Source organism: Mycobacterium sp. P4_H6 (assembly GCF_056400845.1).
This window is the reverse complement of record NZ_JBFUKN010000044.1, coordinates 1-25,589: the sequence shown is the minus strand read 5'-3', so window position 1 is coordinate 25,589 and position 25,589 is coordinate 1. Positions and strand designations below refer to the sequence as shown.

The window sequence follows — 25,589 nt, the reverse complement described above, 5'->3', positions numbered from 1 at the left end:
CTACACTGGCGTGCCGTGATGATCACCCTCGACAAAGTGAGCAAGCAGTACAAATCTTCTGCTCGTCCCGCGCTGGATGACGTCTCGCTCAAAATCGACAAGGGTGAGTTCGTCTTCCTCATCGGACCCTCGGGTTCGGGCAAGTCGACGTTCATGCGTCTGCTGCTGGGGGCCGAGCACCCCTCCAAGGGCGACGTGCGGGTCTCGAAATTCCACGTCAACAAGCTCTCCGGCCGGCACATCCCCAGCCTGCGCCAGGTCATCGGCTGCGTGTTCCAGGACTTCCGCTTGCTGCAGCAGAAGACGGTCTTCGAGAATGTCGCCTTCGCCCTGGAGGTCATCGGTAAGCGCGGTGACGTCATCAACCGGGTGGTGCCCGACGTGCTGGAGATGGTCGGTCTGAGCGGCAAGGCCAGCCGGCTGCCGCATGAGCTGTCCGGCGGTGAGCAGCAGCGCGTCGCGATCGCGCGGGCCTTCGTCAACCGGCCGCTGCTGCTGCTGGCCGATGAGCCGACGGGCAACCTGGACCCGGAAACCAGCAAGGACATCATGGATCTGCTTGAGCGGATCAACCGCACCGGAACCACGGTTCTGATGGCGACGCACGACCACCACATCGTGGACTCCATGCGTCAGCGCGTCATCGAACTCGAATTGGGCCGGCTTATCCGCGACGAGCAGCGCGGCGTTTACGGAATGGATCGCTAGTGCGTTTTGGCTTCCTGATCAATGAGGTTCTGACCGGACTTCGTCGCAACGTCACGATGACGGTGGCGATGATCCTGACGACCGCCATCTCCATCGGCCTGTTCGGCGGTGGTCTGCTGGTGATGCGGATCGCCGATCAGTCCCGCGACATCTACCTCGACCGCGTCGAGAGCCAGGTCTTCCTGACCAACGATGCGTCGGTGAACGACCCCAACTGTGATGCCGACCCCTGCAAGGCGTTGCGCGCGCTGATCGATTCGCGCGACGACGTGCGTTCGGTTCGCTACATGAACCAGGAAGAGGCGTACGCCGACGCGATCAAGAAGATCCCGGCCTTCAAGGACGTCGCCAGTAAGGACGCCTTCCCGGCGTCGTTCATCGTGAAGCTGGAAAACCCGGAGCAGCACGTCGATTTCGACAGCGCCATGCAGGGCCAGCCCGGGGTGCTGAACGTGCTGAACCAGAAGGATCTGATCGACCGGTTGTTCGCGCTGCTGGACGGCATGTCGAATGCGGCGTTCGCGGTGGCGCTGGTGCAGGCAATCGGTGCGATCCTGTTGATCGCCAACATGGTTCAGGTCGCCGCCTACACGCGGCGCACCGAGATCGGCATCATGCGCCTGGTCGGCGCGACCCGCTGGTACACCCAGCTGCCGTTCCTCGTGGAGGCGATGCTCGCCGCGTTCATCGGTGTGGTGCTGGCGCTGATCGGCCTGCTGACGGTGCGCACGCTGTTTCTGGAGAAGGCGCTCAGCCAGTTCACCCAAGCTAATTTGATTGCGCCGCTGGACTTTGCCGATATCCTTTATATCGCGCCGATCCTGCTGTTCGTGGGTGTGGTCATGGCCGGTGTGACGGCCTATGTGACACTGCGCCTCTACGTACGACGGTGACAGATGGCTAAAAATGAGTAAGAAACCCGACAAGGCCGCCGAGAAGGCGAACAACCATGTGGTGGCGACCAATCGCAAGGCGCGCCACAACTATTCGATCCTGGATGTGTACGAGGCCGGGGTCGTGCTGGTCGGCACCGAGGTGAAGAGCCTGCGCGAAGGCCAAGCCTCACTCGCCGACGCGTTCGCCACCATCGACGACGGCGAGATCTGGTTGCGCAACCTGCACATCGCCGAATATCACCACGGCAGCTGGACCAACCACGCGCCGCGGCGCAACCGCAAGCTGCTGATGCACCGCAGCCAGATCGACAACCTGGTGGGGAAGATCCGCGACGGCAACCTGACCCTGGTGCCGCTGTCGCTGTACTTCGTGGACGGCAAGGTCAAGGTCGAGCTGGCGCTGGCCCGCGGTAAAGAGGCCCGCGACAAGCGCCAGGATCTGGCCAAGCGCGACGCCGACCGGGAGATCACCCGCGAACTGGGCCGGCGCGCCAAGGGGATGGTCTAACCGCGCGCCTCGACGTGGGCGGCCAGGTTCTCCAGCGTCGAGCCGATGCCGGCGAGGTGATCGTCCTGACCGATGCCCTCGGGCACGTCGGTGCAGGTGACCGTCACCTCGGTGCCGTCGTCGGTGGCCGTCAGCGTCCACGTCATCGTCATGGTGCCGGCGAACGCGGGGTCCGGTGAGGCGAAAACCACCTGCTGTTCGATCAGCCGGTCGGGCACCAGCAGCGTGAATCTTCCGTGCACGACGTCGGCGTTGTTCCCGGTCTTTCCGGTGATGGTGGCGTCGTCGTAGGTCAGTGTCAGGACGTAGACGCCGCCGGCGTGCGGTTCGAAGCGGTCGACGCGGCCGGTCATACCCGACGGCGGCAGCCATGCGATCAACGCCTGCGGATCCAGCCACGCGCGGTAGACGGCGCCAGGGGAGGCGTGAATGACCCGGGATGCGGTGTCGATGCGCGGCATGACTCCATCATGGCGGCATTTACCGGGACCTCGAGGCTGACAGCGATATAGTGCCCCACGCGGTCAGACGCACGGGGAGGGTGGGTGACAGTAGGACGCTCGCGTCTACGTTTACTCGTGCTCGCCGGTGTCATCACGCTGGCAGCGGTCAACGCGATGGCGTTTTGGGGCGACTCGGCGGCCGATACCGGCGCATTGATCTTGCAGATCTGCGCGGGTGTGGGCGCGATCGTCTGCGGCGTGACCGTCGCGCGGCGCGAGCACGGCACCGAGCGCTGGTGGCGACTGGTGTTCGTCGCGGCGCTGGTGAACTGGGCGCTCGGCCAGACGCTGTGGCAGTTGCACATGGCCGACTGGGCGCCGGTACTGGCCCGGATCGTCTACCTGTCGATACCGGTGCTGGTGTTCACGTCGGTGGTCCTGCTGGTGCGCTCCAGCGGCGGTGTGACGGCCCCGCCCGACAGCCCGTTGCGCCAACCGTTCGTCACCAACGCCCTCGACGGGGTCATCGCCGGCCTCGCGTTCCTGATCCTGGCGGTCATGAGCGACCTCGGCACCCGCTTCGCGGCGTCCAGCACGCACATGCGCGTACTCGACGTCATCTTCATCGGCGCGGAGATCTTCGTCGTCGGCACGGTCGTGCTGATCGCGATGATCTATGACCCCAGCCGGCCCAACCGGACGAACTACCTGCTGCTCGCCGGTGGACTGCTGATGATGGGCACCGCCAACCGGCTGCTGGCCTACCTGCGCTCGGTGGATATGACCGACGCGGAACTGTGGGTCGGGATCGGGCTGATCGTCGGACCGGTGCTCACCGGCTTCGCATTCCTGCCGACGGCACCGCCGTCGGACAGTGCCTTCCGCCGACAGGACTGGCCGCAGCTGCTGCTGCCCTATGTCGGGTTCCTCGGCATCGCGGTGCTGTTCACCTTTCACCTCTACATCGAGCGCGAACTGTCCCTGGCCGCGGTCGTGCTGGCGGTGGCGATGGTGGCCCTGGTGGCGACCCGGCAGGTGCTTGCGACGCGGGCGGAGCGGTCGCTCACGCAGTGGCTGTACTGGGCCCAGCGCGGCCTGGCGCATCAGGTGCACCATGACGCGCTGACCGGGCTGCCGAACCGCACGCTGTTCGCGCAGCGCCTCGATGAGGCGATGCGGCACGGACAGTTCGTGCTGATCTTCATCGACCTCGACGACTTCAAAGAGGTCAACGACCGCTACGGGCACGCCGCCGGCGATGAACTGCTGTGCGCGGTCGGCGACCGGCTGGGGCGGTTCGTGGCCGAGGGCGACACCCTGGCCCGCATCGGCGGCGACGAGTTCGCCATCCTGATCCGGGGTGCCGGCGATCAGGGGGAGCAGCTCGAGGGTTCGGCCGAACGGCTGCGGATCGCGCTGCGCGAACCGTTCCCGGTGCACGGTTCGTCGCTGCGGGTGCAGGCCAGCATGGGGCTGGTGCGGCCCGAGTCCGACGGATTGCCGCAGACCTCCGACGACCTGCTGCGCCAGGCCGATATCGCGATGTACGCGGGCAAGCGGATGGGCAAGGACACCGCCGTCGTCTACCAGCCGTCATCGGGGGCGGTGGTCGACTTCCCGACCCTGCTGCGCGCGTCCAAGGGCAGGCCTCCGCCCGGGTTCCGGCTCGTCTATCAGCCGGTGGTCGCGCTCGACGATGGCACGCCGGTGGCGGTGGAGGCGCTGTCCCGGTGGACGGCGGCCAACGGGATCGACATCTCGGCGGAGACCTTCGTCGCGGACACCGAAGCTGCCGGCCTGGGCGCCGACTTCGACGCGCTGGTGCTCGACCTGGCCTGTTCGGAGGTGCGCGGGCGCGGCCTGGATTTGGATATCCACGTCAACATCGGTGGGGCGCGGCTGGGCAATCCAGGGTTCGAGCAGACGGTGCGCAACGTGCTGGAGCGCTACCGGATTCCGCGGGAGCGGCTGGTCCTGGAGATCACCGAGACGATGCCGATCGTCGACCTCGACCGGGCCGCCCGCCAGATCGGCCGGTTCGGTGAGATGGGCGTCAAGGTCGCGCTGGACGATTTCGGGTCGGGCTTCAGCTCGCTGACCTATCTGCACGCGCTGCCGGTCGGGATCGTGAAGCTGGACCGCAGCCTGGCCTCCGGCAGCAACCCGGCGCGGGATCAGACGCTGTACCGCTCGGTGATCAAGCTGTGCGACGACCTGGGGCTCGACGTGATCGCCGAGGGCGTCGAGACCGCCGAGCAGGCCGAGATGGTGGCCCGCGCGGGCGGCCGGCTGGCCCAGGGGCACCTGTTCGGGATGCCGGTGCCGGTGGCCGAACTCGTCGCATCCTTGGCGACGGTGCAGGGTCAGGCTTAATCGTTGGGCCGTTGTCGGTGCGCGCGGTATGATGGTGAGTCCTGCCGAATGTCGGCGGGGGTGCGAGGGGCTGAACGGTTTCGACTTCGCGCATCGAATCAAGGGAAGCGTGCCGGTGCAGGCAAATGACCACCGTAAGCGTCGTTGCAACCAATTAAGCGCCGATTCCAATCAGCGCGACTACGCACTCGCTGCCTAAGTAGCGATGCGTGTCTGTCAGACCGGGAGCGCCCTCGGCCCGGATCCTGGCATCAGCTAGAGGGACCCACCCACGGGTTCGGTCGCGGGACCCGTGGGGACATCAAACAGCGACTGGGATCGTCATCTCGGCTTGTCTGCGTGACCGAGAGATCCAAGTAGAGACATAGCGGACTGCGCACGGAGAAGCCTTGAGGGAATGCCGTAGGACCCGGGTTCAATTCCCGGCAGCTCCACTCACGAGGGGGAGGCCGCAGGTCACACGACCTGCGGCCTTTTCTTTTGCCCGCTTGTGCGCCCGGCGTCGACTTTTTGTCGAACTTCTCGACTTTCTTCGACAACAAGTCGACGCTGGACGTAGGCGCAGGGGAGTCAGACCCGTCATCCCGCCAGTGCAAGCCAGTTCAGATTTGTGGCGCTCCCGGCAATCCGCGGCGTGGTTGAACTCGAATCCCTTGGGTGGCGTGATTCTCATGAACGCCCATCAGCGTCCGTCGCTGACAGACAGGAGGGGTGCACCATGGATCAGGACCCGGTGGAATTCGCTGAGACCGGCGATATCGCGAAGGACGTGGGACAGCGGATCGAGCTGCTACGTCACTTCTCGGCGACCGGACAGAGCCCGTTCTTCCAGCAGATCGACTCCGTCGATACGCCGATGGTCGGTGTCCATGGCAAGGAGTGTGTGCTGCTCGGGTCGAACTCCTATATCGGCTTGTCGACGCATCCCGACGTGGTCGCCGCGGCGGTCGCCGCGACGGAGGAATTCGGGGTCGGGACGACCGGCAGCCGTCTGCTCAACGGGACGTACAGCCTGCATGTCGCCCTCGAACGGCAGATCGCCGAATGGCTGGGGCATGAGGAAGCGCTTGTCTTCACCACCGGTTACCAGACCAACGTCGGCACCATTCAGGCGCTGCTCGGCGACGACTGCCTGGCCGTGGTGGACTCGTTGGCCCACGCCTCGATCCGCGACGGGGTACGACTGAGCCGGGCCGTGGAAGCCAAGTTCGAGCACAATGACGCCGAGTCGCTGGCGGCGGTTCTGCGCAGCCACGGGGGGATGCGATATCGGCGGATTCTGGTCATCGTCGACTCGCTGTACTCGATGGAAGGCTCGACGGCTCCGCTCGAGCGAATCATCGATGTCTGTAACGGTGCGGGTGCGCTGCTGATGGTCGACGAAGCGCACGGTATCGGTGTGTTCGGACCCTCCGGGGGCGGCCTGACACAGCGGAACGGCGTCGCCCAACAGGTCGACATCGTGATGGGCTCGTTGTCGAAGGCGATCGGTGGTCTCGGTGGATTCATCGCCGCATCGCGCGATTTCATCGACGAGATCCGGCTGAGCGCGCGGTCCTTCTGGTTCAGCACATCGGCGACACCGGCCGCGATGGCGGCTGCTTCCGCTGCAGTCAAGATCATCCGCAGCGACGAGGGCAGGGAACGGCGCAGCCGGCTGGAGCGCAACTCGCGACTCATGCGGAAGGCGCTCGCGCCGCTGGACGTCGCGCTGCATCAGCCCGACGACCACAGCCCCGACTGGTCACCGATCATTCCCATCCGACTGTTCGACGAGCTACGCACCGTCCTGAGTTGGAACCAACTTCGGGATTCCGGTGTTTTCGTCACACCGGCGATCTACCCGGCAGTGCCGGTGGGGGAGCCGATACTGCGGGTCTGCATGACATCGGAACTCAGCGAAGACGAAGTCATGCGTTGTGCTGACGTGCTCAACAAGGAGCTGTCCTGGGCTTTGGCGGCTGCGTGACCGGGGGCCTCCGCCTCGCCATCACCGGCGCGACCGGAGACTTCGGCCGCGCCATCCTGAATTGGGCTGTGCGCAAAGAGGATATCGAGGAGGTCACCGTCCTGGGTCGTCGACAGACCGACTGTGAGCATCCGAAAGTTCGCGAAGCCTACCTCGACCTGAGCGGCCACGTCGACCTCGATCCGATCGCGGGCTACGACGCGCTCATCCACCTCGCCTACTGCGTGGAAGAGCCCCGGGACAAACGCCTGGCCTACACGGTCAACGTGGTGGCGACGCAGGCGTTGCTCGAGGAGGCGAACCGGGTGGGCGTCGGCCACCTCATTCTGACCTCCAGCGCGAACGCGCTCGGCGTCGCGGCCTGTGGTACCGGAAAACAATTGCCGGAGAACACTTATCCGGCCGGTGACCGGAATCCCGACCACTACTACTTCTATCACAAGGCGCTGCTGGAGCATCTGGCCAACTGGTACTGGACACACGGCGCTCCCGGTGGCACGAAACTGGCCGTCGCGCGACCCTGCTACATCGTCGGCGAGCATTTTGACAACTCGGGGCTGCAAGCGTTCCTGGCCAAGACGATCGTCTACCCCAACCCGTCGCGCTCCTCCTATCAATTCCTCTGGGATACAGACCTCGTCGATGCCTACGCCACCATCCTCTCCCAGCAGCTGACGGGCATCTTCAACATCGCCCCCACGGACCACACCAGCGTGCGGGAGATCAGTGCGATGACCGGTGCGCGGCTGGTTGCCGGCCCGTTGGGGCCGTTGAAACTGGGTGCCGATCTGCTGTTCCGGCTCCATCTCGCGCCCTTCTCCGGGCATTGGGTGACGCGTGGCGACCCGCTGCTGGACTCTGGGCTGCTCCGCTCCACGACAGCGTGGGAACCGTCATCCAGTTCCGCAGAAGCGCTACAGCGCTACATCTTTCGTACCTGAACCAGGAAGGACTTCCGATGGACCGCACCGGACTGGAATCGAGGCTGTCGCACGTGGCGGCCGTCCGTCGCCACCTCCCCGAACTCGCCGACAAGCTGCACGAACTCGGTCTGATGGTTGCCGAAGATCCCGCGACGAACGTCGTCGCACTGTGGAAGGAGCACAACGGGCCACGGCTGACCGCGCCGAAGGAACTCGGCGGGCTGGGGGCGACCTGTGTGGAAACCCTTGAGCTGCAACGCGGTATCGGCTACCTCAGTCCGTCGCTCGCCGCGGCGACCACCATGCATTACCTCTCGGTCGCTGGGCTGGCCGACTTCGCAGAATCGACCGACGAGGAGACCGTCGGGCTGATCAAGTCGCTCATCGAGAATCGCACCGTCTTCGCCTCCGGCTTTTCCGAGGGCAAGATCGACGGCAGCGTCTTCCGCCCGACGATGGAGGCCACCCCGGCCGACGGCGGTTACACCCTCACCGGGAGCAAGAAACCGTGCAGTCTGGCCGACAGCATGGACTGCGTGATGGCCAGCGTGCTGCTCGATGACACCAAACAGCGGGCCATCACCGTGATCTTCAACGGCAGCCCAGGGCTCAGCGTCACCCCGCTGTGGACCAGTGCACCGCTGTCCGGCGCGCAGACCCACGCGGTGGTCTTCGAAGACGTCTTCGTGCCCAACGAGTTGATGATGGTCAGCGACGTCGAGGATCCCGACGGCCGCAACGAGAAGTCTGGCTACGTCCTGTTCGGGTTGATCATCACGGCCGGCTATGTCGGCGCCGCGACCCGGCTCGCGCTCAAACTCGCCGACCGCGAGGACTTCACCCCGGCAGACTTCGTCGAATTGTTCTCGCCCGTCGAGGGGGTGTGGCGCGCATTGCGGATGATCGCCGAGCGTTACGACACCGGTGATCGCAGCGACGACCTCTTCGCCGATCTGCTGTGGATCCGGCTGGGATTCCGCGACCACCTGCAGTCGGCCGTGGCCCGAATGGTGGCGAAGGTGGGCGGGGTGGCCTTCGCCACCGACCCCGAGATCGCCTATCTGGCCTCGTGTATCTCGGCCTATTCGTTCCACCCGCCGAACCTGCGCGAAGCCGGTACCTTCCTGCTCGACCACGAGCTGGCCGGGGAGATCAACCTGACTCGCTGAACCCCACCTTGGCGTGCAGCTTGGCCAGTGGCGCCGGAGCCCACCAGTTCCAGCGTCCCGCAAGCTTCATGACGGCGGGTACCAACACCATGCGCACCAACGTCGCGTCGACCACGACGGCGAGCGCCAGGCCGACTCCGATCATCCGCATGAACGCGACGTCGCCGCTGGACAGCGCCGCGAAGACGATCACCATCAGCACTGCGGCCGCGGTGATGACCCGGCCCGCGCCGGCAATGCCGAGTGCCACCGCCTCGTCGTTGTCCTCCTTGCGCTGGGCCGACGCGAGCCAGTGCTCCCGGATCCGGGACAGCAGGAACACCTCGTAGTCCATGGACAAACCGAACGCCGTCGCGAACAGGAACACCAGCACATCGGCGACCAGCGTGCCGGTGGGTGTGGTGCCCAGACCGCCCAGGTGTCCCTCCTGGAACACCCACACCAACGCGCCGAGCGTCGCCGACAGCGACAACGTATTGAGTACCAACGCCTTTACCGGAAGCAGCAGGCTGCCCGTGAGCAGGAAGATCAGCACAAACGTCGTGGCCGCGATGAGCAGGAGCACCACGGGCAGCAGCCGGACGATCTCGTCCACCGAATCCTGGTTGAGTTCATTGGCGCCGGTGAACAGCGCCTCGGCACTCTGCGGCACGGGGACCGCACGCAGCCGGTCGAGTTCTTCCCGCGACAATGAGTCCGACGACGGGTGCTCGATCGCGACTGAGAGCCATAGGCTTCCGTCCTTCGCCGCGGTCGGCAGCAGGGGCGGCCCGGCGACGCGGCCGTCGACGTAGGAGCCGCCCGGTGCGGACACCGCGACCGCACCGGGAACGTTCGACAGCGCGGCGGCGTAGTCGGCGATGTCGTCCTCGGTCAGCCTCTGCGCATCGGGGATGACGATCGAGGTGGCCGCCGCGGCATTGCCGGGGAACTCGGCACGCAACGTGTCGCCCACCTGCCGGGACTGCGCACTGGTCGGCAGCACCCGATCATCGGGGAGTCCGAAGCGTGCATTGAGGAATGGGGCGCCGAGAATCAGCAGCAGCGCGATCACCACGAGCGCGCACGGGACCGCGTGGCGGGTGACGAATGTGGTGGTCCGGTAGAGCACGCTCTGGGTGATGTCCGGTTGGGTGGTGTCGCGCCCGAACTTCGTGCGGATGTTGAACTTTTCGATCCGGTCGCCCAGCAGTGCGATCACCGCCGGCGCCACGATGACGGCGTACAGACCGGCCAGCGCCACCACCCCGCAGCCCGCGTACGCCATGGAACGCAGGAAGTACATCGGGAACACCGCGAGCGCGCCGACGGCGAGGAACACCGTGCACGCCGAGAACAGGATGGTGCGACCGGCTTTCGCCATCGCCAGGCGCAGCGCCTCATCGCGATCGCCGACGCGTTGGTATTCCTCGCGGTAGCGGCTGATGAGCAGCAGGGTGTAATCGATTGCGAGAGCCAGCCCCATGGCGGTGGTGAGGTCGAGCGCGAAGATCGAAACATCGGCGAAAAGGGTTATCCCTCGCAGCATCCCGAGCGTACCGACGATGGCCATGCCCCCCACGACGAGCGGCAGCAGCGCGGCGAACACACCGCCGAACACCCAGATGAGGACGATGAGCGACAGCGGCAGCGCGATGGCTTCGGCGATGAGCAGGTCCTTTTCGGACTGCTCGTTGATCTCCGCGGAGACGATCGCGGTGCCGCCGGCCAGCACGGTGAGCCCGTCACGCTCACCGGTGACGAGGTCGGCGACCTCCTTGCCGTGTGTGGGTGCGTCGTTCTCGCCGCCGGAGATCTGCGCGATCACCACCGCGGTTCGGCCGTCGGCACTGATCAGGCTGCGACCGGCGGGGGAGCCGTCCCAGGGGGAGACGACTCCGTTGACGTTGGGGGCAGCACGGATCTCATCGACAAGCCTGCGGCCCGCGTCTGCGGTCGCCCGGTCGAGCACGGCGCCCGTACCTCGCACTACGAAGGTGACGTCCATGTCGCCCTGACCGAACGTCTCGGTCAGCACCTTCGTCCCGCGGGCGGATTCCGAGCCCGGGTCCTGGAACCCGGCGGAACCGAGATGTTCGGTCACGGTGGCGCCGAACACGCCGGCGAGGATGGTCAGGAGCCCGACGACGAGCAGCACTCGTCTGGGGGCTGCGATGACCACGCGGGCCAGCTTCGAAAGCACGCTGTGCGACGTTACGGGATGACCTTGATGGGCAGCGTGGTTTGCTGTGTCACCGCGATCAGTCGTTTTTCGCCGCGTAACGCAGCAGGACCGTGCCGTTCGGGAACGTGCGATTCTCCAGCAGCTGCAGAGAGATCCACGACGGCAGCGTCGGGAAGAACGGGGTGCCGCCACCCACGGCGGTGGGCGCGACCACCAGCCGGAACTCATCGACCAGGCCCGCTTGCACGATCGGTGCGGCCAGCGTGGCACCGGCCACCTCTAGCTGGCCGTCGGTTTCGGCTTTCAGCTTCGTCACCACCTCGACGGGGTCGCCGCGTTCCAGACGCGAGTTCCAGTCGACGGACTCCAGCGTGCTGGAAAACACCACCTTGGGCATATCTCGCCAGATCTGCGCGAAGTCGACGATCATCGGGGTGGCGTCCGGGTCCTCGTCGGCGGTCGGCCAGTACGCGGACATCAGGTCGTAGAGCCGCCGTCCGTAGAACGCGCACGCGGTCTCGCGCTCGAAGTCGTTCCAGTACTGATGCAGCTCTTCGCTCGGATCGGACCAGTCGATGCTGCCCTGTGCGTCGGCGATGTAGCCGTCCACCGACACGGTGAAGCCATAGATGAGTGTGCCCATGCAGATCAGACTGCGCCGGCAGGCAGATCTCATCGACTACCGCGATCCCGAAAATGGCGACGCCGTCGAACTGGGGTGACACGATGACGCCGTGACCCAGGGACCAGGACGTCTGCTCGCAAAGTCCGCGGTGATCACCGGGGCCGCATTCGGCATCGGGCGCGCGACCGCCGTGCTCTTCGCCCACGAGGGCGCGCGGTTGGTGGTGACCGACATTCAGCGCGAGCCGCTGATGGCACTGGCCGCCGAACTGCGGGAGGCGGGAGCGGAGGTCGAGACGGTCATCGGCGACGTCTCGGTGGAGGACGACGCCCGGCGGATGATCGAGGCGTCCGGACGGTACGGTCGACTCGACGTGCTCGTCGCCAACGCCGGGATCATCCCGCTCGGGGATGCCTCCGAGGTGACGGTCGCCGCGTGGGACGAGGTGATGGCCGTCGACGGGCGCGGCATGTTCCTCACCTGCAAGTTCGCCATCGAGGCCATGCTGGCGACCGGTGGTGGGTCCATCGTCTGCCTGTCCTCGATCTCCGGGCTGGCCGGCCAGAAACGGCAGGCGGCGTACGGGCCCGCCAAGTTCGTCGCCACGGGTTTGACCAAGCACCTGGCGGTCGAGTGGGCTGACCGGGGGATCAGAGTCAACGCCGTGGCCCCCGGCACGATCCGAACCGACGCGGTCAAGCGGATTCCGGACCAGCCGGGTGGCGCGGAGTATCTGGAGTCCATCGAGCGCATGCATCCGATGGGCCGCCTCGGCGAACCGGCGGAGGTCGCCAAAGCCATCGTCTTCCTGGCGTCCGATGACGCGTCCTTCATCACCGGTGCGGTGTTGCCGGTCGACGGGGGCTACCTCGCGCAGTAGCGAGCAACAAGGCCCCAATAGGATCGGCGCCATGGGGCGAGGGAACACGTGATGGTCGGCGACAGCGCGCAATCCGACAGTGAGTCCGGCTCCGGAATCGAGCCACCCGTCCACCCCCGCATTCGCAAGGCGCTCGGGCTGCTGGAACGATTCGCTCCCGCCATCGGCGCCCGCTGGGCCACCGAGCTGTGGTGCACTCCGCCGGTGGTGGACGCCAGTCTGCGCATGCCGCCGGGGGTTCCGCCGAGCGAGCCCGTCGAGGCGTACTGGTCCGGCCACCGGGTCGCGGGGGAGGCCTGGGGGCAGGGACCGGTGGTGTACCTGGTGCACGGCTGGGGCGGTTGCCGCGCGCACCTGGGCGTCTTCGTCAAACCGCTCGTCGCTGCCGGGCACCGCGTCATCGCGTTCGACCTGCCGGCGCACAACGACTCCGACGCCGGTGTGCTGGCGGCGGGACGCACCCATCTGGTCGAATGCGCCGAAGCCGTCAGCGCATTCATCCGCACCCACGGCCCGGCCCGCGCCATCGTCGCGCACTCTTTGGGCGCCAAGGCCGCCGCGCTGGCGCTGACCGACGGCGCCGAGATCGAGCGCCTGGTTTTCCTGGCGCCGATGGGTGACTTCGATTTCTACCTCGACATGTTCGCCGAGCGACATGGGTTCGGGCCGCGGGTTCGCGACGGCCTGCATCGTCGACTCGCCCAGCGCATCGAGATGCCGCTCCACGAAACCGATCTCGGTTTCATCGGGGCCAAACTCGCGTCCCCGACACCGCTGCTGGTCATCCACGACCCCGACGACCCCGACGCGCCCTATCGCTTTAGTGCGGAATTCATCGGCTCCTGGCCGGGTGCGGAGTTGGTGACCACCCGCGGGTTGGGCCGGTTGGCGCATTACCGGATCCTGCGGCACCGCGCCGCGATCAACGCCGGCGTCGAGTTCATCGGCGCTGCCCGGTAATCGCCTCTTGTTCTGACACGCTGTGCACGTGGATCTCATGTGGAGCGTCGTCGCGCTGACCGTCGCGACATTCACGGTGCTGCTCGCGGCACGCCGAATCCTCATGATCGGCAGCGCGCTGGTGTTCTCCCGCTACGTCGCCGTCGGCGGGTTGGTGGCGTTCTCGGCGACCCGCGACGGCGACCACTACCGGCTGCGTTTCGAGGTGGGCGGTCCCGGCGTCTTCCACAACGTCACGGTCCACCTGTTCGGGGCGGACGGGCCTGCCCCGCCCGCTCCCAGGCACACCATGGCCGCCGGGGACGCCCCGATCGAGTGGACGTTCGCGCTTGCCRACGCCGGGCAGGCCTGGGTGATGGTGACGTGGGTCCGGCCCTATCTGCAGGGTGTCGAATCCGAGGCGCTCGCACAGCGATTGGCGGGCGGGCGCCTCTACGAGTGGCGGTGGTACTCCGAGACCAGCCGCTACGTGCGGACGGTCATCAGGTTTCTGGCCCGACGGTGGTCATGGGAGTCGTTGCGCGAGTTGCCGTTGTACGGGCGGTGGCGCCGCACCTCATCGAACAGCGAAGCCGATCTTGTGGGTCCGGGAGCGACTGCGCCGCCGGGGATCTGAGAACGTCTGCGGAAGCACCCGGCGCATCGCTCGATGTGCCAGTCGTCGGTGCCGACCGCGTAGCACCGTTCCGGTGACCGAGCCGCACAGGAAGCCCGCGATGAACACCCGGCGTGAGCGCCGTTGGCTCGGCCGCCCCACCAGGTAGCCACCGATCGCGGCGACGATGGCGACCCCGACGACGAGCGCGAACGTTGCCACCGCCCGATCCAACCACCGGAGGTCCGGACCCGGGCCGCTCGTGACCGAACCGAACCTCAAGCGTGAAGTTCCTGACGCTCAACGTCGACGTGTCGTCGAAGATCTCGCCTGAGAGCGCCGACACGTCGACGTTCGGCGAACCCTTAGCCCGCGCCCTCGGCCGGCGGCGCCTCCGGGGTCACGGTCTGCGTCTCGGTCTGGGTTTCGGTGACCGTGCTGGTGCTCGTGCTGACCGAGGTGCTCGGCGTGGTGGTCGTCGTGGTCGTGGTGGTTGTCGTCGACGGGGTGGTGGTCGTCGTCGTGGTCGTCGGCTCGGTGGTCGTGGTGGTCTCGGGGGTGGCCGTCACCGTTTCGGTCGGCACCGGCGCCACCGCGGACGTGGTCGCGGCCTCCGACGACGACGTGGTCGACGACGTCGTCGTGGTGGTGGACTCCGAGGAATCACCGCTCAGCGCGCTGATGATGCCCCAGATCGCGCCGACCAGCACCAGGGCCGCGATCGCGCCGATGACCACCAGCGCCGCGGGTTTGCGGTACCAGGGCTGCGGCGGCTCGGGTGGTTCGCCGCCGGCGGCGTAGGGATCGGCCGTTTCGTACGGCTGGGTGTAGTCGCTGTAGTTCGCGGCGTACTGGGTGGGGTCGTCGTCGGAGTAGTTGTCGCCGGGTCCGTTGTTCGCCATAGTGCTTCGACGGTACGACGTTCGGATGACGAAGTGCGGTAACTCGCCGGGCGTGCGCAAAACGGCTCAGCTCTCGCGGCGCGCCTTGGCGCGTCGTTTGCCCTCGTGCATGGCGGCGACCCTTGCGACCGGGATGCTGCGGCCCTGTTCGATCAGATCGTCGGGCAGCCGCTGCGGTGCCGGCATCTGCTCGGCCCACGGATCACCGTCGCCCAGGCGGCCCAGCGCGGTGTGCACGGTGAAATCCGACGGCCGCACCTCCGACAGCTCAGACCAGGACAGCGGGAACGACACCGGTGTACCGGGACGCAGCCGTGGGCTGTAGACGGCGGCCACCGTCGCCCCGCCGGAGCGGGTGGCRTCCACGAACACCTTGCCTGCGCGGTCCTCGACGATGAAAGCCGTTGTCGCAATGGACGGATCGAGCGCCTCGGCGCGCGCCGCCAACGCCCGGGTCGCCGCCGCCACGTCATCGCCGGGAGCCTCGACCGGCACGAAGATGTGCACCCCGCGCGACCCACTGGTCTTCACCGCACCCGCCAGCCCGGTGTCGGCCAGCGCCTGGCGCACCAACTCGGCCACCGCCACCACCGCGGCGAAGTCCTCGGCGTCGGGCGGGTCGAGGTCCAGGATCAGATGGGTCGGTGCGTAGATGTTGTCGGCCAGGCCGAGCGCCGGGTGGTATTCGACGGCACGCTGATTGGCCAGCCACAGCAGGGTGCGCCGGTCATCGCACAGCGCGTAGTGGATCTCGCGGTGCGATGCCTCGGCCCAGATCGGCACCGTCTTCACCCAGTCCGGGGTGTACTTGGGCACGTTCTTCTGCATGAACGGCGCCCGCCCGCGCAGCACCCGCAGCACCGTCAGCGGCCGGCCCGCCAGCCCGGGCAGGATCCGGTCGGCGACCGCGTCCAGGTAGTCGACCAGGTCGCGCTTGGTGGCCCCGGCGTCCGGGCCGAGCGGCTGGTCCAGGTTGGTCAGCTCGACGCCGGCTCGCTGCTCGTCCGCGGTCATGGCTCCACCATAGGATCGTGGGATGACCGTCGTCCTCGCCATGCGGTGCGCCAACGGGATCGTGTTGGCCTCGGATTCCCAGATCACCGATCCGGGCCGCGGCCTGACCTATCCCGCGCAGAAGCTGCATCCGCTGGGTACGTCCGCGGCCTGGGGTGGCAGCGGCTCGCGTGCGGTGCTCTACGACGTCGAGCAGATCTTCACCGAGGAAGCCGACGCCATCGTCGAGGCCAAGGACATCGGGCGCGCCATCCAGGCGCGGGTCCGGCCGATCCTGGAACACCACTACGAGAACTTCATCTCCAGCGTGCCCGGGCAGGACAAGGCCGGCACGCCGGCGACCTTCGTTCTGGCCGCCGGTTATGTGGGGGATGAGCCGTTCATCATCGATCTCGACCCCAACGCGCTGCTCGGCCATCACGAGGAGACCGGCTTCCAGGCGGTCGGCAGCGGCGCGGCGATGGCGCAGCAGGCGCACGCGCTGCTCACCCATTTCCGGATGCCCGAACGCGATGTCGACTACGGCGTGGTCGCCGCCCTGCGGGTGCTCGACGCGCTGGACGCCTCGTCGTCGAGCGTCGGGGGGCCGATGGATCTGTGCCGCATCACCCCCGAGGAGGGCGCTCAGCACCTGACGCCCAAACAGGTCGACGCGGTCCGCAAGGACGTGGCCCGCTGGGTGAAGCTCGAACAGCAGGCGCTGGACGGCCTCTTCGCCTGAGTCTGTGAAGTTGCTGTCAATTCACTCTGTGGGTTGGCAATTGTTAAATTAGCTACGTAAATTACGCCCGATACAGATTCTGTAACTTCTGACGGGCCACAACGTGAACGCCACCAAAGCCGATCGCTCGAAGATCGCGCATCTCATCCGAGTGCTTTCGGTACCCATCGTGCTGGCCTGGCTGGCGCTGACCGTGGCGACCAACGTGCTGGTCCCGTCGCTGGAAGAGGTCGGCGAGGCGAACACCGTCGGGCTGAGCGCCCACAATGCGCCGGCGATGATCTCGATGAAACGCATCGGCGCCAACTTCGACGAGTTCGACTCCGACAGCAACGCCATGGTGGTGCTGGAAGGCGATCAGCCCCTCGGCGACGAGGCGCACCACTACTACGACGGCCTGATCGACAAGTTCGAGGCCGACCCCGCCCACATCCAGCACGTCGCCGACTTCTGGGGCGACACCCTGACCGCGGCCGGCGCGCAGAGCGCCGACGGGAAATCCGCCTACGTCCAGCTCTACCTGCACGGCAACCAGGGCGAGACGCTGGCCAACGAATCGGTGCAGGCGGTCCGCGACATCGTCGCGCAGACCCCGCCGCCGCCCGGGCTGCAGGTGTTCGTCACCGGTGGCGCCCCGCTGATCTCCGATCAGCACCACGCCGGCGACAAGAGCATCGCCAAGGTCACCATGATCACCCTCGGCGTCATCCTGCTGATGCTGCTGATCGTGTACCGCTCCATCGGCACCACGCTGCTGATCCTGCTGATGGTGTTCGTCGAACTCGGGGCCGCCCGCGGCGTCGTCGCCTTCCTGGCCAGTGCCGGGGTCATCGGGCTGTCCACCTTCGCGGTGAACCTGTTGACGTTGATGATCATCGCGGCGGGCACGGACTACGCGATCTTCGCCGTCGGCCGCTATCAGGAGGCCCGCGGCGCCGGGGAGGACCGGGAAACCGCGTACTTCAGCATGTTCGGCGGCACCGCGCATGTCGTGCTGGGCTCCGGGCTGACCATCGCCGGCGCCATGCTGTGCCTGTCGTTCACCCGGCTGCCGTACTTCCAGACCATGGGGGTGCCGTGTGCGATCGGCACCCTGGTCGCGGTGATCGCGGCGCTGACGCTGGGCCCCGCGGTGATCACCATCGGCAGCCGGTTCGGCCGGTTCGAACCCAAACGGGCCATCCGGTCCCGGGGCTGGCGCCGTATCGGCGTCACCGTGGTGCGCTGGCCCGGCCCCGTCCTGGTGGCCAGCCTGGCGCTGGCGATCATCGGATTGGTGACGCTGCCCGGCTATAAGACGAACTACGACGCGCGGCGCTACCTGCCCGCCGATCTGTCCGCCAACGTCGGATACGACGCCGCAGAACGGCATTTCAGCGCGGCCCGGATGAACCCCGAACTGCTGATGGTGGAAAGCGACCGCGATCTGCGCAACCCGGCCGACTTCCTGGTCATCAACAAGATCGCCAAGAGCATTCTCGCGGTTCCCGGCGTCGCGCGGGTGCAGACCATCACCCGTCCCAACGGCAAGCCCATCGAGCACACCACGATCCCGTTCATGCTCAGCCAGCAGGGCGCCACCCAGACGATGAACGAGAAGTACCGCCAGGACCAGTTCGCCGACATGCTCAAGCAGGCCGACGACATGCAATCCAACATCGAGACCATGCAGCAGCTGTCGTCCATCACCGAGCAGATGGCCGCCACCACCCACTCGATGGTGCAGAAGACCACCGACATGACGCTCGACATCGCCGAAATGCGGGACCACATCGCTGATTTCGACGACTTCCTGCGCCCCATCCGGAACTACTTCTACTGGGAACCGCACTGCTACGACATCCCGGTGTGCTGGACCATGCGCTCGGTCTTCGACACCCTCGACGGGATCGACATCCTGACCGCCGACATCCAGGCGGTGGTGCCCGACCTGCAGCGCCTGGACACCCTGCTGCCGCAGATGGTCGTGCTGATGCCGGAGAACATCCGCGTCATGGAGAACATGCGGAACTCCATGCTGACGATGTATCAAACCCAGAAGGGCATGCAGGATCAGGGCTCGGCCATGCAGGACAACGGCACGGCCATGGGGGAGGCCTTCGACGCGTCCCGCAATGACGACACCTTCTACCTGCCGCCGGAGGCCTTCGAGAACGAGGACTTCAAGCGCGGGATGGAAAACTTCATCTCACCCGACGGAAAGTCGGTGCGGTTCATCATCAGTCACGACGGGGACCCGGCCACCCCCGAGGGCATCGCGCACGTCGATCCGATCAAGACGGCCGCCAAGGAAGCCATCAAGGGCACCCCGCTGGAGGGCTCCAAGATCTTCCTTGCCGGCACCGCGGCCACCTACAAGGACATGCACGACGGCGCGCAGTGGGATCTGCTGATCGCCGGGATCGCCGCCGCCGCACTGATTTTCGTGATCATGCTGCTCATCACCCGGGCGCTGGTGGCGGCCGCGGTGATCGTCGGGACCGTGCTGCTGTCCCTGGGTGCCTCCTTCGGCATGTCGGTGTTGTTGTGGCAGCACATACTCGGCCTGGAACTGCACTGGATGGTGCTGCCCATGTCGGTGATCCTGCTGCTGGCGGTGGGCTCGGACTACAACCTGCTGCTGGTGTCCCGGTTCAAGGAGGAACTGGACGGCGGACTGAAGACCGGCATCATCCGGGCCATGGCGGGCACCGGATCCGTGGTCACCTCCGCCGGACTGGTGTTCGCGTTCACCATGGCCTCCTTCGCGTTCAGCGATCTGAAGGTGATGGCACAGGTCGGCACCACCATCGCCCTCGGTCTGCTGTTCGACACCCTGGTGGTGCGGTCCTTCATGACACCGGCGATCGCCGCTCTGCTGGGCAAGTGGTTCTGGTGGCCGCAGGTGATCCGCACCGAGGCGTCGGCGCGCAGGCTGGCGGCACGCGGAATCGACGTGCCCGCGTAGGCTGGGCAGATCGACAATTCCCAGCGCGATCCCATCCGAGTGGCCGTTCTGGCACCGATCGCCTGGCGGACACCACCGCGGCACTACGGTCCCTGGGAACAGTTCGCGTCACTGCTCACCGAGGGTCTGGTCGCGGCCGGGCACGAGGTCACGCTGTTCGCCACCGCCGACTCGATCACCTCCGCCGAGCTGGTGTCGACGGCGGCCTGCGGCTGGTCCGAGGACGAGACGGTCGACGCCAAGGTCGCCGAATGCCTGCACATCGCGTCGGTCTTCGAACGGGCCGGCGAATTCGAGGTCATCCACAACGGATTCGACTTCCTGCCACTGACCTACAGCGATCTGGTCGACACCCCGGTGGTCACCACGATCCACGGATTCTCCTCGGAGCGCATCGTTCCCGTCTACCAGCGCTACAACGGCCACGGCGCCTACGTCTCCATCAGTGATGCCGACCGCCATCCCGCCCTGCGCTACGCCGCCACCATCCACCACGGCATCGACACCGACCAGTTCGCCGTGCACCCCGATCCCGGGGCGCACCTGTTGTTCTTCGGGCGGATCCACCCGGACAAGGGCACCGCGCGGGCCATCGAGGTCGCCCGCCGCTGCGGACGCCGCCTCGATATCGCCGGAATCATCCAGGACGAGGACTACTTTCGCGACGCGGTGGCACCGCACCTCGGCGAGACGGTGCGCTACCTCGGTCCCGTCGACGCATCCGGGCGCGCCGAGGCGCTCGGCGGTGCGCACGCGCTGCTGCACCTCATCGACTTCGACGAGCCATTCGGCTACAGCGTGGTGGAGGCGATGGCCTGCGGCACACCGGTGATCGCCCACAACCGGGGTTCGATGAGCGAACTGATCGACCACGGGGTCACCGGTTATCTGGTCGACGATCTCGACGCGGCGGTGGCCGCCGTCGATGCGGCCGCCGCGCTGGACCGCCCGAAGATCCGTGAGCTCACCGTGGGCCGCTTCACCATTGCGGCGATGATCGACAAGTATGTGGACGTGTACCGCAACGTGATCGGGAGCCGCGCATGACTTCGTGGTGGAAATCTGCCGTGGTGTACCAGATCTATCCGCGCAGCTTCGCCGATTCCGACGGCGACGGCATCGGGGATCTGGGCGGCATCCTGCAACGGCTCGATCACCTCGCCGCGCTCGGCGTGGACGTGATCTGGTTGTCGCCGATCTACCGCTCCCCGCAGGCCGACAACGGTTACGACATCAGCGATTACCGCGATGTGGACCCGCTGTTTGGGACGTTGGCCGACCTCGACACGCTGATCGCGAAGGTGCACGCGCTCGGCATGAAATTGGTGATGGACCTGGTGGTCAATCACACCTCCGACGAGCACGCGTGGTTCACCGAGTCGCGGTCTTCACGCGACAACCCGAAGCGGGACTGGTACATCTGGCGCGACGCCCGCGACGGCGGCGAACCGAACAACTGGGGATCGTTCTTCTCCGGTCCGGCCTGGACCTGGGATTCCGGCACCGAGCAGTTCTACCTGCACCTGTTCGACCGCAAGCAACCGGACCTGAACTGGGACAACCCGGAGGTTCGAAAAGCAGTGCAGGACATGATGATCTGGTGGCTAGACCGCGGTGTGGACGGGTTCCGGATGGACGTCATCAACTTCATCTCCAAGGTCGACGGGCTGCCCGATGCCCGCCCGGTGCCGTTGCAGCGCCACGTCGTCGCCTTCGACGGGTTCGCCGACGGGCCACACGTGCACGAGTACCTCGCCGAGATGCACCGCGCCGTGTTCGGCGGGCGGGACGGCGAATACCTCACCGTCGGTGAGATGCCCGGCGTGACCACCGATGAGGCCCGGCTGTACACCGATCCCGCGCGCGGCGAGGTGGACATGGTGTTCCAGTTCGAGCACATGGCCATCGACCAGAGCCCGACCGGCAAGTTCGACTACCGCGGGCTCGACCTCGTGGTGCTCAAGGACACCATGCACCGCTGGCAGGCCGCGCTGGCCGACGTGGGCTGGAACAGCCTGTACTGGAACAACCACGATCAGCCGCGGGTGGTGTCCCGGTTCGGCGATGACGACCCCGCCTACTGGGCGGCCTCGGCCAAGGCGCTGGCCACGATCCTGCACGGAATGCGCGGCACGCCGTTCATCTACCAGGGCGAAGAGCTCGGCATGACGAACTACCCGTTCCGGTTCCCGCAGGATCATCGGGACCTCGAAGCCGTGAACTATTACAACGAGGTGGTCGCACTCGGTGGTGACACCGCGGCGGCGCTGGCTGGGCTGGCCCGGATGAGCCGCGACAACGCCCGTACCCCCATGCAGTGGGACGCGAGCGCGCACGCCGGCTTCAGCGCCGGGCAGCCGTGGCTACCGGTCAACCCGAATCACCTGTGGCTGAACGCCGAGGCACAAACAGGCGCACCGGATTTCGTGCTCTCGCATTACCAGGCCCTGATCCGGCTGCGGCACGAACTGCCCGTCCTGGCCGACGGCGACTTCACTCCGCTGTTCGCCGACGACCCGCAGCTCTGGGCCTACACCCGTGCCGACGGGGACGCGACGCTGCTGGTGATCGCCAACTGCGGCCGCGCACCCCGCACCGTTGACATCGGCCCGCAGTGGGAGGCGGCCGAGTTGCTGCTCGGCAATCTCCCGGGGACGCCGGCCGGCTCGACGTCGCTGGAGCTGCAGGGCTGGGACGCGCGGATCTACGCCGCGCGCACCTGACTAGTGCGGGTCCTCGGTGACCGCCGCCGGCACATGCTTGGCGACCGTCGCGTCCATGGTCTCCCGCAGCGCCGGAATCTGTTGCAGCAGCACATCGAGATCATCGCGCGCGATGTGCAACACCTCGGCTTTGCCGATCGTCGTCACCGTCGCGTTGCGCAGCCTCCCACGCCGCAGCGCCGATTCGCCGATCACCTCTCCCGGGCCCACCACCGCGACCCGGTCCCGGCCGATGTACACCGCGGCCTCCCCGCTGAGCAGGATGTAGCAGGAGTCCGAGGGAGTCTGCTCCAGGATCAGCGGCCACGGACCGGAGGTCGAGGTGCGGTGCGCGGCGTGGACCAGGCGGTGCAGGTCCGCGTCGGAGAACTTCGCGAAGGTGTCGAATTCCCGTAGCCGGACGGCGTCGATCTGCTGTTCGGCGTCCCGGGCCTGTACCGCAGCGCGTGCGGTCTTGTAGCTGTTCATGTCGGATCCTTTTCGTGGGGTGTTCAGATGCAGTAGGTGCGCAGCGGCGCGAACCCGTTGAACTCGATCGCCGAATAGCTCGCCGTGTAGGCGCCCGCGGCCAGCAGATCGACCTGATCCCCGGCCTGCAACGACAGCGGCAGCCGGTAATCGGTGCGGTGATAGAGGACGTCCTCGCTGTCACAGGTCGGTCCGGCGATGGCCACCGGGCCGTCGGGGCCGCCGTCGGCATCGGTGCGCATCGCATAGGCGATGGCCTCGCCGCTCGTCTCGGCCAGGCCACCGAACTTCCCGATGTCCAGGTACACCCAGCGCCGTCCGCCGTCGGTGTCGCGCGGCGTCACCAGCACGACCTCGGAGCGGATCAGGCCGGCGTCGGCGACCATGGCCCGGCCCGGCTCGATCATCAGCCGCGGCGCGCGGGTCCCGTAGTGCCGGCTGATCGACGCGGTGATGGCGTCGCCGTAATCGGCCAGACTGGGTGTGGTGTCGCGGTAGGTGGCCGGCAGCCCGCCGCCGATGTCCAGGGTGCTCAGCTCGATCCCGTCGGCGCGCAGGGTGCGGGCGATAGCGGCTGCCGCGGCGATGGGTTCGTCCCAGGCCCCGGTGTCCAGTTGCTGGGAGCCGGGATGAAACGCCACCCCGCGCGGGACCAGCCCCAGCCGGCGGGCCAGCCGCAGCAGTGCCACCGCCTGCGGGGGCCGGCACCCGAACTTCGGCCCGAACGGCAGCGCCGAACCCTCGCCATGCGCGGCGATCCGGACCAGGACCTGCGCGCCGGGCGCGTGGTCGGCGATGGCGCGCAGGTCGGGCTCGCTGTCGGAGACGAAGGTCCGCACCCCGACGCGGTGCGCGTAGGCGATATCGCGGGCCTTCTTGATGGTGTTGCCGTAGGACAGCGCGTCCGGGTTCGCCCCACTGCGCAGGCACAGGTCGATCTCGACGGTGCTCGCCACATCGAACGACGAGACCTGCGCGACAAGCAGTTCCACGATCTCCGGTGCGGGGTTGGCCTTCACCGCGTAGTGCACGGTGGCGGGCACCGCGGCGCGGATGTCGTGGTAGCGGCGGCGCACCGCGTCGAGATCGACGATCAGGCACGGGGTGGCCGGTCCGGTGTCGGCCAGGAAGCGGTGGATCCGGGTGAGGGTGGATTCGTCCGGCGGATCGAGCAGCAGCGTCATGGCAGTACCGGCTCCAGGATGGCGACCGGTTCGGGCCGCCGCGCCAGCCAGCGATTGAACTTCTCGTAGCTGACGATGGTGCAGACGTAGAACACCACGTCGGCCAGGAAGCCGCCGACGATCCAGCCGAGCAGCACCTGGTCGAGCAGCACCGGCGCGGCGAAGATGAGGCCGGGCCGGACCAGCGCACTGTCGATGACCTCGGCGATCCCGAATTCCATGGTCAGGCTGCGCACGGCCAGCAGGTTCGTCAGCACCACCCGTCCGGCCCAGGAGCGGGCGTGGACCGTGGGCCACGTCCAGCGGAACGCGTTGACGTAGGCGGGCAGGTAATAGCCAATAGACGAACCGATGGTGGCAGCGATCGCCGCGATGGCCAGCGAACCGGTCGAGGCGTACGCGACGCCGGCCGCTCCGAGCTCGCCGATCCAGCCTGCGATCTCCAGCGGCAGATAGCGTCGCAACCATTCGATCGCCTTGGCGCGCAACTCTCTTCGTCGGACGTCGAGCTCGGCCTGCTCCATCGGGACCCCCTGATCGCGCGGCCCGGTCACCGGGCTCACCTTGAGGCTCTCCGACCGCGGGGGAGCGCAGTAGCGTAGTGGGCTACCTGTCCTTCGCCAACGGTTGTTTGGGCAACCCCGACGCAGGGCATCATGGGTGGATGACCGAAGACCGGGCCATGAGTGCTGCCCCCGACAAATTCGCACCCGAAGAAGTCGCCCTGCGGCCGCGCAACGTGCAATTCGACTGGTCAGACGCCCCGCTGCACTGGATTCCCGGTGATCCCTACGCCTCGCATTCCGTCACCGCGCTCAACCTGTTCCTCCCGGTCGCCGAGCGCTGGTTCAGCAAATTGCTGTCCGACTCGCTGGTATACGTCCGCGACGAGCATCTGCGGGAGGAAATCGTCGGGTTCATCGGCCAGGAGAACGTGCACGCCCGCACCCACGACAACGTGCTGCAGGAATACCTGCGCCGGCACGGCATCGACCCGGCGCCCTTCACCCGGCAACTGGAGTGGGTGGCCGGCCAGTACGAACGGCGGGTCGATCAGGCCGAACCGGCCAAGCGGCGCAAGGCGCTGGAGTCGGGCTGCCACGCCCTGTGCGCCGCCGAGCACTACACCGGTGTGCTGGGCCACTGGGCGCTCAACAACCGCTGGGACGAGCTCGGCGCTGATCCGACGCTGACCGACCTGTACCGCTGGCACGGGGCCGAAGAGGTGGAGCACCGGCACGTCTCGTTCAACGTCGCCAAGTACTTCGGCATGGACTACGTCGCGCAGGCCCTCGGCGGGGTGATGGTCAGCGCGGTCTTCTTCGCCATGATGCTGCGCGGCACCAAGTACCTGGTGCACCAGGACCCGGCGCTGCCGAACATGCGCTACCCGCGGCTGCTGTGGCAGCTGCGTAAG

General features: G+C 67.0%; 23 protein-coding genes and 1 other RNA gene. 16 read left to right on the top strand and 8 right to left on the bottom strand.

Going from position 1 to position 25,589, the window contains the following annotated elements:
- The first annotated feature begins 18 nt into the window (after positions 1–18).
- The 3 genes from ftsE to smpB are packed head-to-tail and all read left to right on the top strand — an operon-like array spanning position 19 to position 2,112.
- Complete coding sequence (gene ftsE, locus AC1DTF_RS18735) at positions 19–708, top strand: cell division ATP-binding protein FtsE (RefSeq protein ID WP_057167557.1); 690 nt, start codon at positions 19–21, stop codon at positions 706–708.
- Positions 708–1,601: a permease-like cell division protein FtsX gene (gene ftsX, locus AC1DTF_RS18730; RefSeq protein ID WP_477475144.1), complete on the top strand. Its 894-nt coding sequence runs from the start codon at positions 708–710 to the stop codon at positions 1,599–1,601. The genes ftsE and ftsX overlap by 1 nt, the downstream gene beginning before the upstream one ends.
- Before the next feature lie 13 nt (positions 1,602–1,614).
- Positions 1,615–2,112, top strand: a complete 498-nt coding sequence (gene smpB / locus AC1DTF_RS18725) for an SsrA-binding protein SmpB (protein ID WP_477475143.1) — start codon at positions 1,615–1,617, stop codon at positions 2,110–2,112.
- Here the strand turns inward: smpB and AC1DTF_RS18720 are convergent.
- Positions 2,109–2,573 carry an SRPBCC domain-containing protein gene (locus AC1DTF_RS18720; RefSeq protein WP_477475142.1) on the bottom strand — a complete coding sequence of 155 codons (465 nt, stop codon included), beginning with the start codon at positions 2,571–2,573 and terminating at the stop codon, positions 2,109–2,111. The two genes, smpB and AC1DTF_RS18720, sit on opposite strands and share 4 nt — an antisense overlap.
- An 84-nt stretch (positions 2,574–2,657) precedes the next feature.
- On the opposite strand from AC1DTF_RS18720, the gene AC1DTF_RS18715 reads away from it, so the two are divergent.
- The 5 genes from AC1DTF_RS18715 to AC1DTF_RS18695 all read left to right on the top strand — a co-directional run bounded on the left by AC1DTF_RS18715 (position 2,658) and on the right by AC1DTF_RS18695 (position 8,989).
- Complete coding sequence (locus AC1DTF_RS18715; RefSeq protein ID WP_477475141.1) at positions 2,658–4,928, top strand: putative bifunctional diguanylate cyclase/phosphodiesterase; 2,271 nt, start codon at positions 2,658–2,660, stop codon at positions 4,926–4,928.
- A 66-nt stretch (positions 4,929–4,994) separates the two neighbouring features.
- Positions 4,995–5,365: a transfer-messenger RNA gene (gene ssrA / locus AC1DTF_RS18710) on the top strand.
- Between the two features lie 281 nt (positions 5,366–5,646).
- Positions 5,647–6,897, top strand: a complete 1,251-nt coding sequence (locus AC1DTF_RS18705; protein ID WP_477475140.1) for an aminotransferase class I/II-fold pyridoxal phosphate-dependent enzyme — start codon at positions 5,647–5,649, stop codon at positions 6,895–6,897.
- Positions 6,894–7,838 carry an NAD-dependent epimerase/dehydratase family protein gene (locus AC1DTF_RS18700; protein WP_477475139.1) on the top strand — a complete coding sequence of 315 codons (945 nt, stop codon included), beginning with the start codon at positions 6,894–6,896 and terminating at the stop codon, positions 7,836–7,838. Before AC1DTF_RS18705 ends, AC1DTF_RS18700 begins: the two co-directional genes overlap by 4 nt.
- Before the next feature lie 17 nt (positions 7,839–7,855).
- Entirely contained in the window at positions 7,856–8,989 is a 1,134-nt protein-coding gene (locus AC1DTF_RS18695; protein WP_477475138.1) for an acyl-CoA dehydrogenase family protein, read from the top strand.
- Here AC1DTF_RS18695 and AC1DTF_RS18690 read toward each other — a convergent pair.
- On the bottom strand, positions 8,973–11,171 hold the full coding sequence (locus AC1DTF_RS18690; protein ID WP_477475137.1) for an MMPL family transporter: 2,199 nt from the start codon (positions 11,169–11,171) through the stop codon (positions 8,973–8,975). The genes AC1DTF_RS18695 and AC1DTF_RS18690 overlap by 17 nt on opposite strands.
- 58 nt (positions 11,172–11,229) lie before the next feature.
- A complete protein-coding gene (locus AC1DTF_RS18685) occupies positions 11,230–11,796 on the bottom strand; it encodes a dihydrofolate reductase family protein (RefSeq protein ID WP_477475136.1) in 567 nt (188 codons plus the stop codon).
- Positions 11,797–11,887: 91 nt separating this feature from the next.
- Between AC1DTF_RS18685 and AC1DTF_RS18680 the strand changes: the two genes are divergently transcribed.
- The 3 genes from AC1DTF_RS18680 to AC1DTF_RS18670 are packed head-to-tail and all read left to right on the top strand — an operon-like array spanning position 11,888 to position 14,234.
- Positions 11,888–12,658, top strand: coding sequence for an SDR family NAD(P)-dependent oxidoreductase (locus AC1DTF_RS18680; RefSeq protein WP_477475135.1), 771 nt, complete (start codon positions 11,888–11,890; stop codon positions 12,656–12,658).
- Positions 12,659–12,709: 51 nt separating this feature from the next.
- A complete protein-coding gene (locus tag AC1DTF_RS18675; RefSeq protein ID WP_477475134.1) occupies positions 12,710–13,618 on the top strand; it encodes an alpha/beta fold hydrolase in 909 nt (302 codons plus the stop codon).
- A 28-nt stretch (positions 13,619–13,646) separates the two neighbouring features.
- Positions 13,647–14,234 (top strand): hypothetical protein, encoded by a 588-nt coding sequence (locus AC1DTF_RS18670; protein ID WP_477475133.1) that lies wholly within the window; start codon positions 13,647–13,649, stop codon positions 14,232–14,234.
- 344 nt (positions 14,235–14,578) lie between these two features.
- On the opposite strand, the gene AC1DTF_RS18665 is transcribed toward AC1DTF_RS18670, so the two are convergent.
- Both AC1DTF_RS18665 and AC1DTF_RS18660 read right to left on the bottom strand, forming a co-directional pair.
- Positions 14,579–15,115, bottom strand: a complete 537-nt coding sequence (locus AC1DTF_RS18665) for a hypothetical protein (RefSeq protein WP_477475132.1) — start codon at positions 15,113–15,115, stop codon at positions 14,579–14,581.
- A gap of 66 nt (positions 15,116–15,181) precedes the next feature.
- Complete coding sequence (locus AC1DTF_RS18660; RefSeq protein ID WP_477475131.1) at positions 15,182–16,129, bottom strand: DNA polymerase domain-containing protein; 948 nt, start codon at positions 16,127–16,129, stop codon at positions 15,182–15,184.
- Positions 16,130–16,151: 22 nt separating this feature from the next.
- On the opposite strand from AC1DTF_RS18660, the gene AC1DTF_RS18655 reads away from it, so the two are divergent.
- The 4 genes from AC1DTF_RS18655 to AC1DTF_RS18640 all read left to right on the top strand — a co-directional run bounded on the left by AC1DTF_RS18655 (position 16,152) and on the right by AC1DTF_RS18640 (position 22,520).
- Positions 16,152–16,850, top strand: coding sequence for a proteasome protein (locus tag AC1DTF_RS18655; protein WP_477475130.1), 699 nt, complete (start codon positions 16,152–16,154; stop codon positions 16,848–16,850).
- Between the two features lie 103 nt (positions 16,851–16,953).
- Positions 16,954–19,797, top strand: coding sequence for an MMPL/RND family transporter (locus AC1DTF_RS18650; RefSeq protein ID WP_477475129.1), 2,844 nt, complete (start codon positions 16,954–16,956; stop codon positions 19,795–19,797).
- 39 nt (positions 19,798–19,836) lie between these two features.
- Positions 19,837–20,844 (top strand): glycosyltransferase family 4 protein, encoded by a 1,008-nt coding sequence (locus AC1DTF_RS18645; RefSeq protein WP_477475128.1) that lies wholly within the window; start codon positions 19,837–19,839, stop codon positions 20,842–20,844.
- On the top strand, positions 20,841–22,520 hold the full coding sequence (locus AC1DTF_RS18640) for an alpha-glucosidase (protein ID WP_477475127.1): 1,680 nt from the start codon (positions 20,841–20,843) through the stop codon (positions 22,518–22,520). The genes AC1DTF_RS18645 and AC1DTF_RS18640 overlap by 4 nt, the downstream gene beginning before the upstream one ends.
- On the opposite strand, the gene AC1DTF_RS18635 is transcribed toward AC1DTF_RS18640, so the two are convergent.
- The 3 genes from AC1DTF_RS18635 to AC1DTF_RS18625 are packed head-to-tail and all read right to left on the bottom strand — an operon-like array spanning position 22,521 to position 24,726.
- Positions 22,521–22,988 (bottom strand): cyclic nucleotide-binding domain-containing protein, encoded by a 468-nt coding sequence (locus AC1DTF_RS18635; RefSeq protein ID WP_057167531.1) that lies wholly within the window; start codon positions 22,986–22,988, stop codon positions 22,521–22,523.
- Positions 22,989–23,011: 23 nt separating this feature from the next.
- Positions 23,012–24,172, bottom strand: a complete 1,161-nt coding sequence (locus AC1DTF_RS18630) for a type III PLP-dependent enzyme (RefSeq protein ID WP_477475126.1) — start codon at positions 24,170–24,172, stop codon at positions 23,012–23,014.
- Positions 24,169–24,726 carry a hypothetical protein gene (locus AC1DTF_RS18625; RefSeq protein WP_477475125.1) on the bottom strand — a complete coding sequence of 186 codons (558 nt, stop codon included), beginning with the start codon at positions 24,724–24,726 and terminating at the stop codon, positions 24,169–24,171. The genes AC1DTF_RS18630 and AC1DTF_RS18625 overlap by 4 nt, the downstream gene beginning before the upstream one ends.
- Positions 24,727–24,836: 110 nt before the next feature.
- Here AC1DTF_RS18625 and AC1DTF_RS18620 point away from each other — a divergent pair.
- Positions 24,837–25,589: metal-dependent hydrolase (locus AC1DTF_RS18620; protein WP_477475124.1), on the top strand; the 753-nt coding region annotated here is incomplete at its 3' end.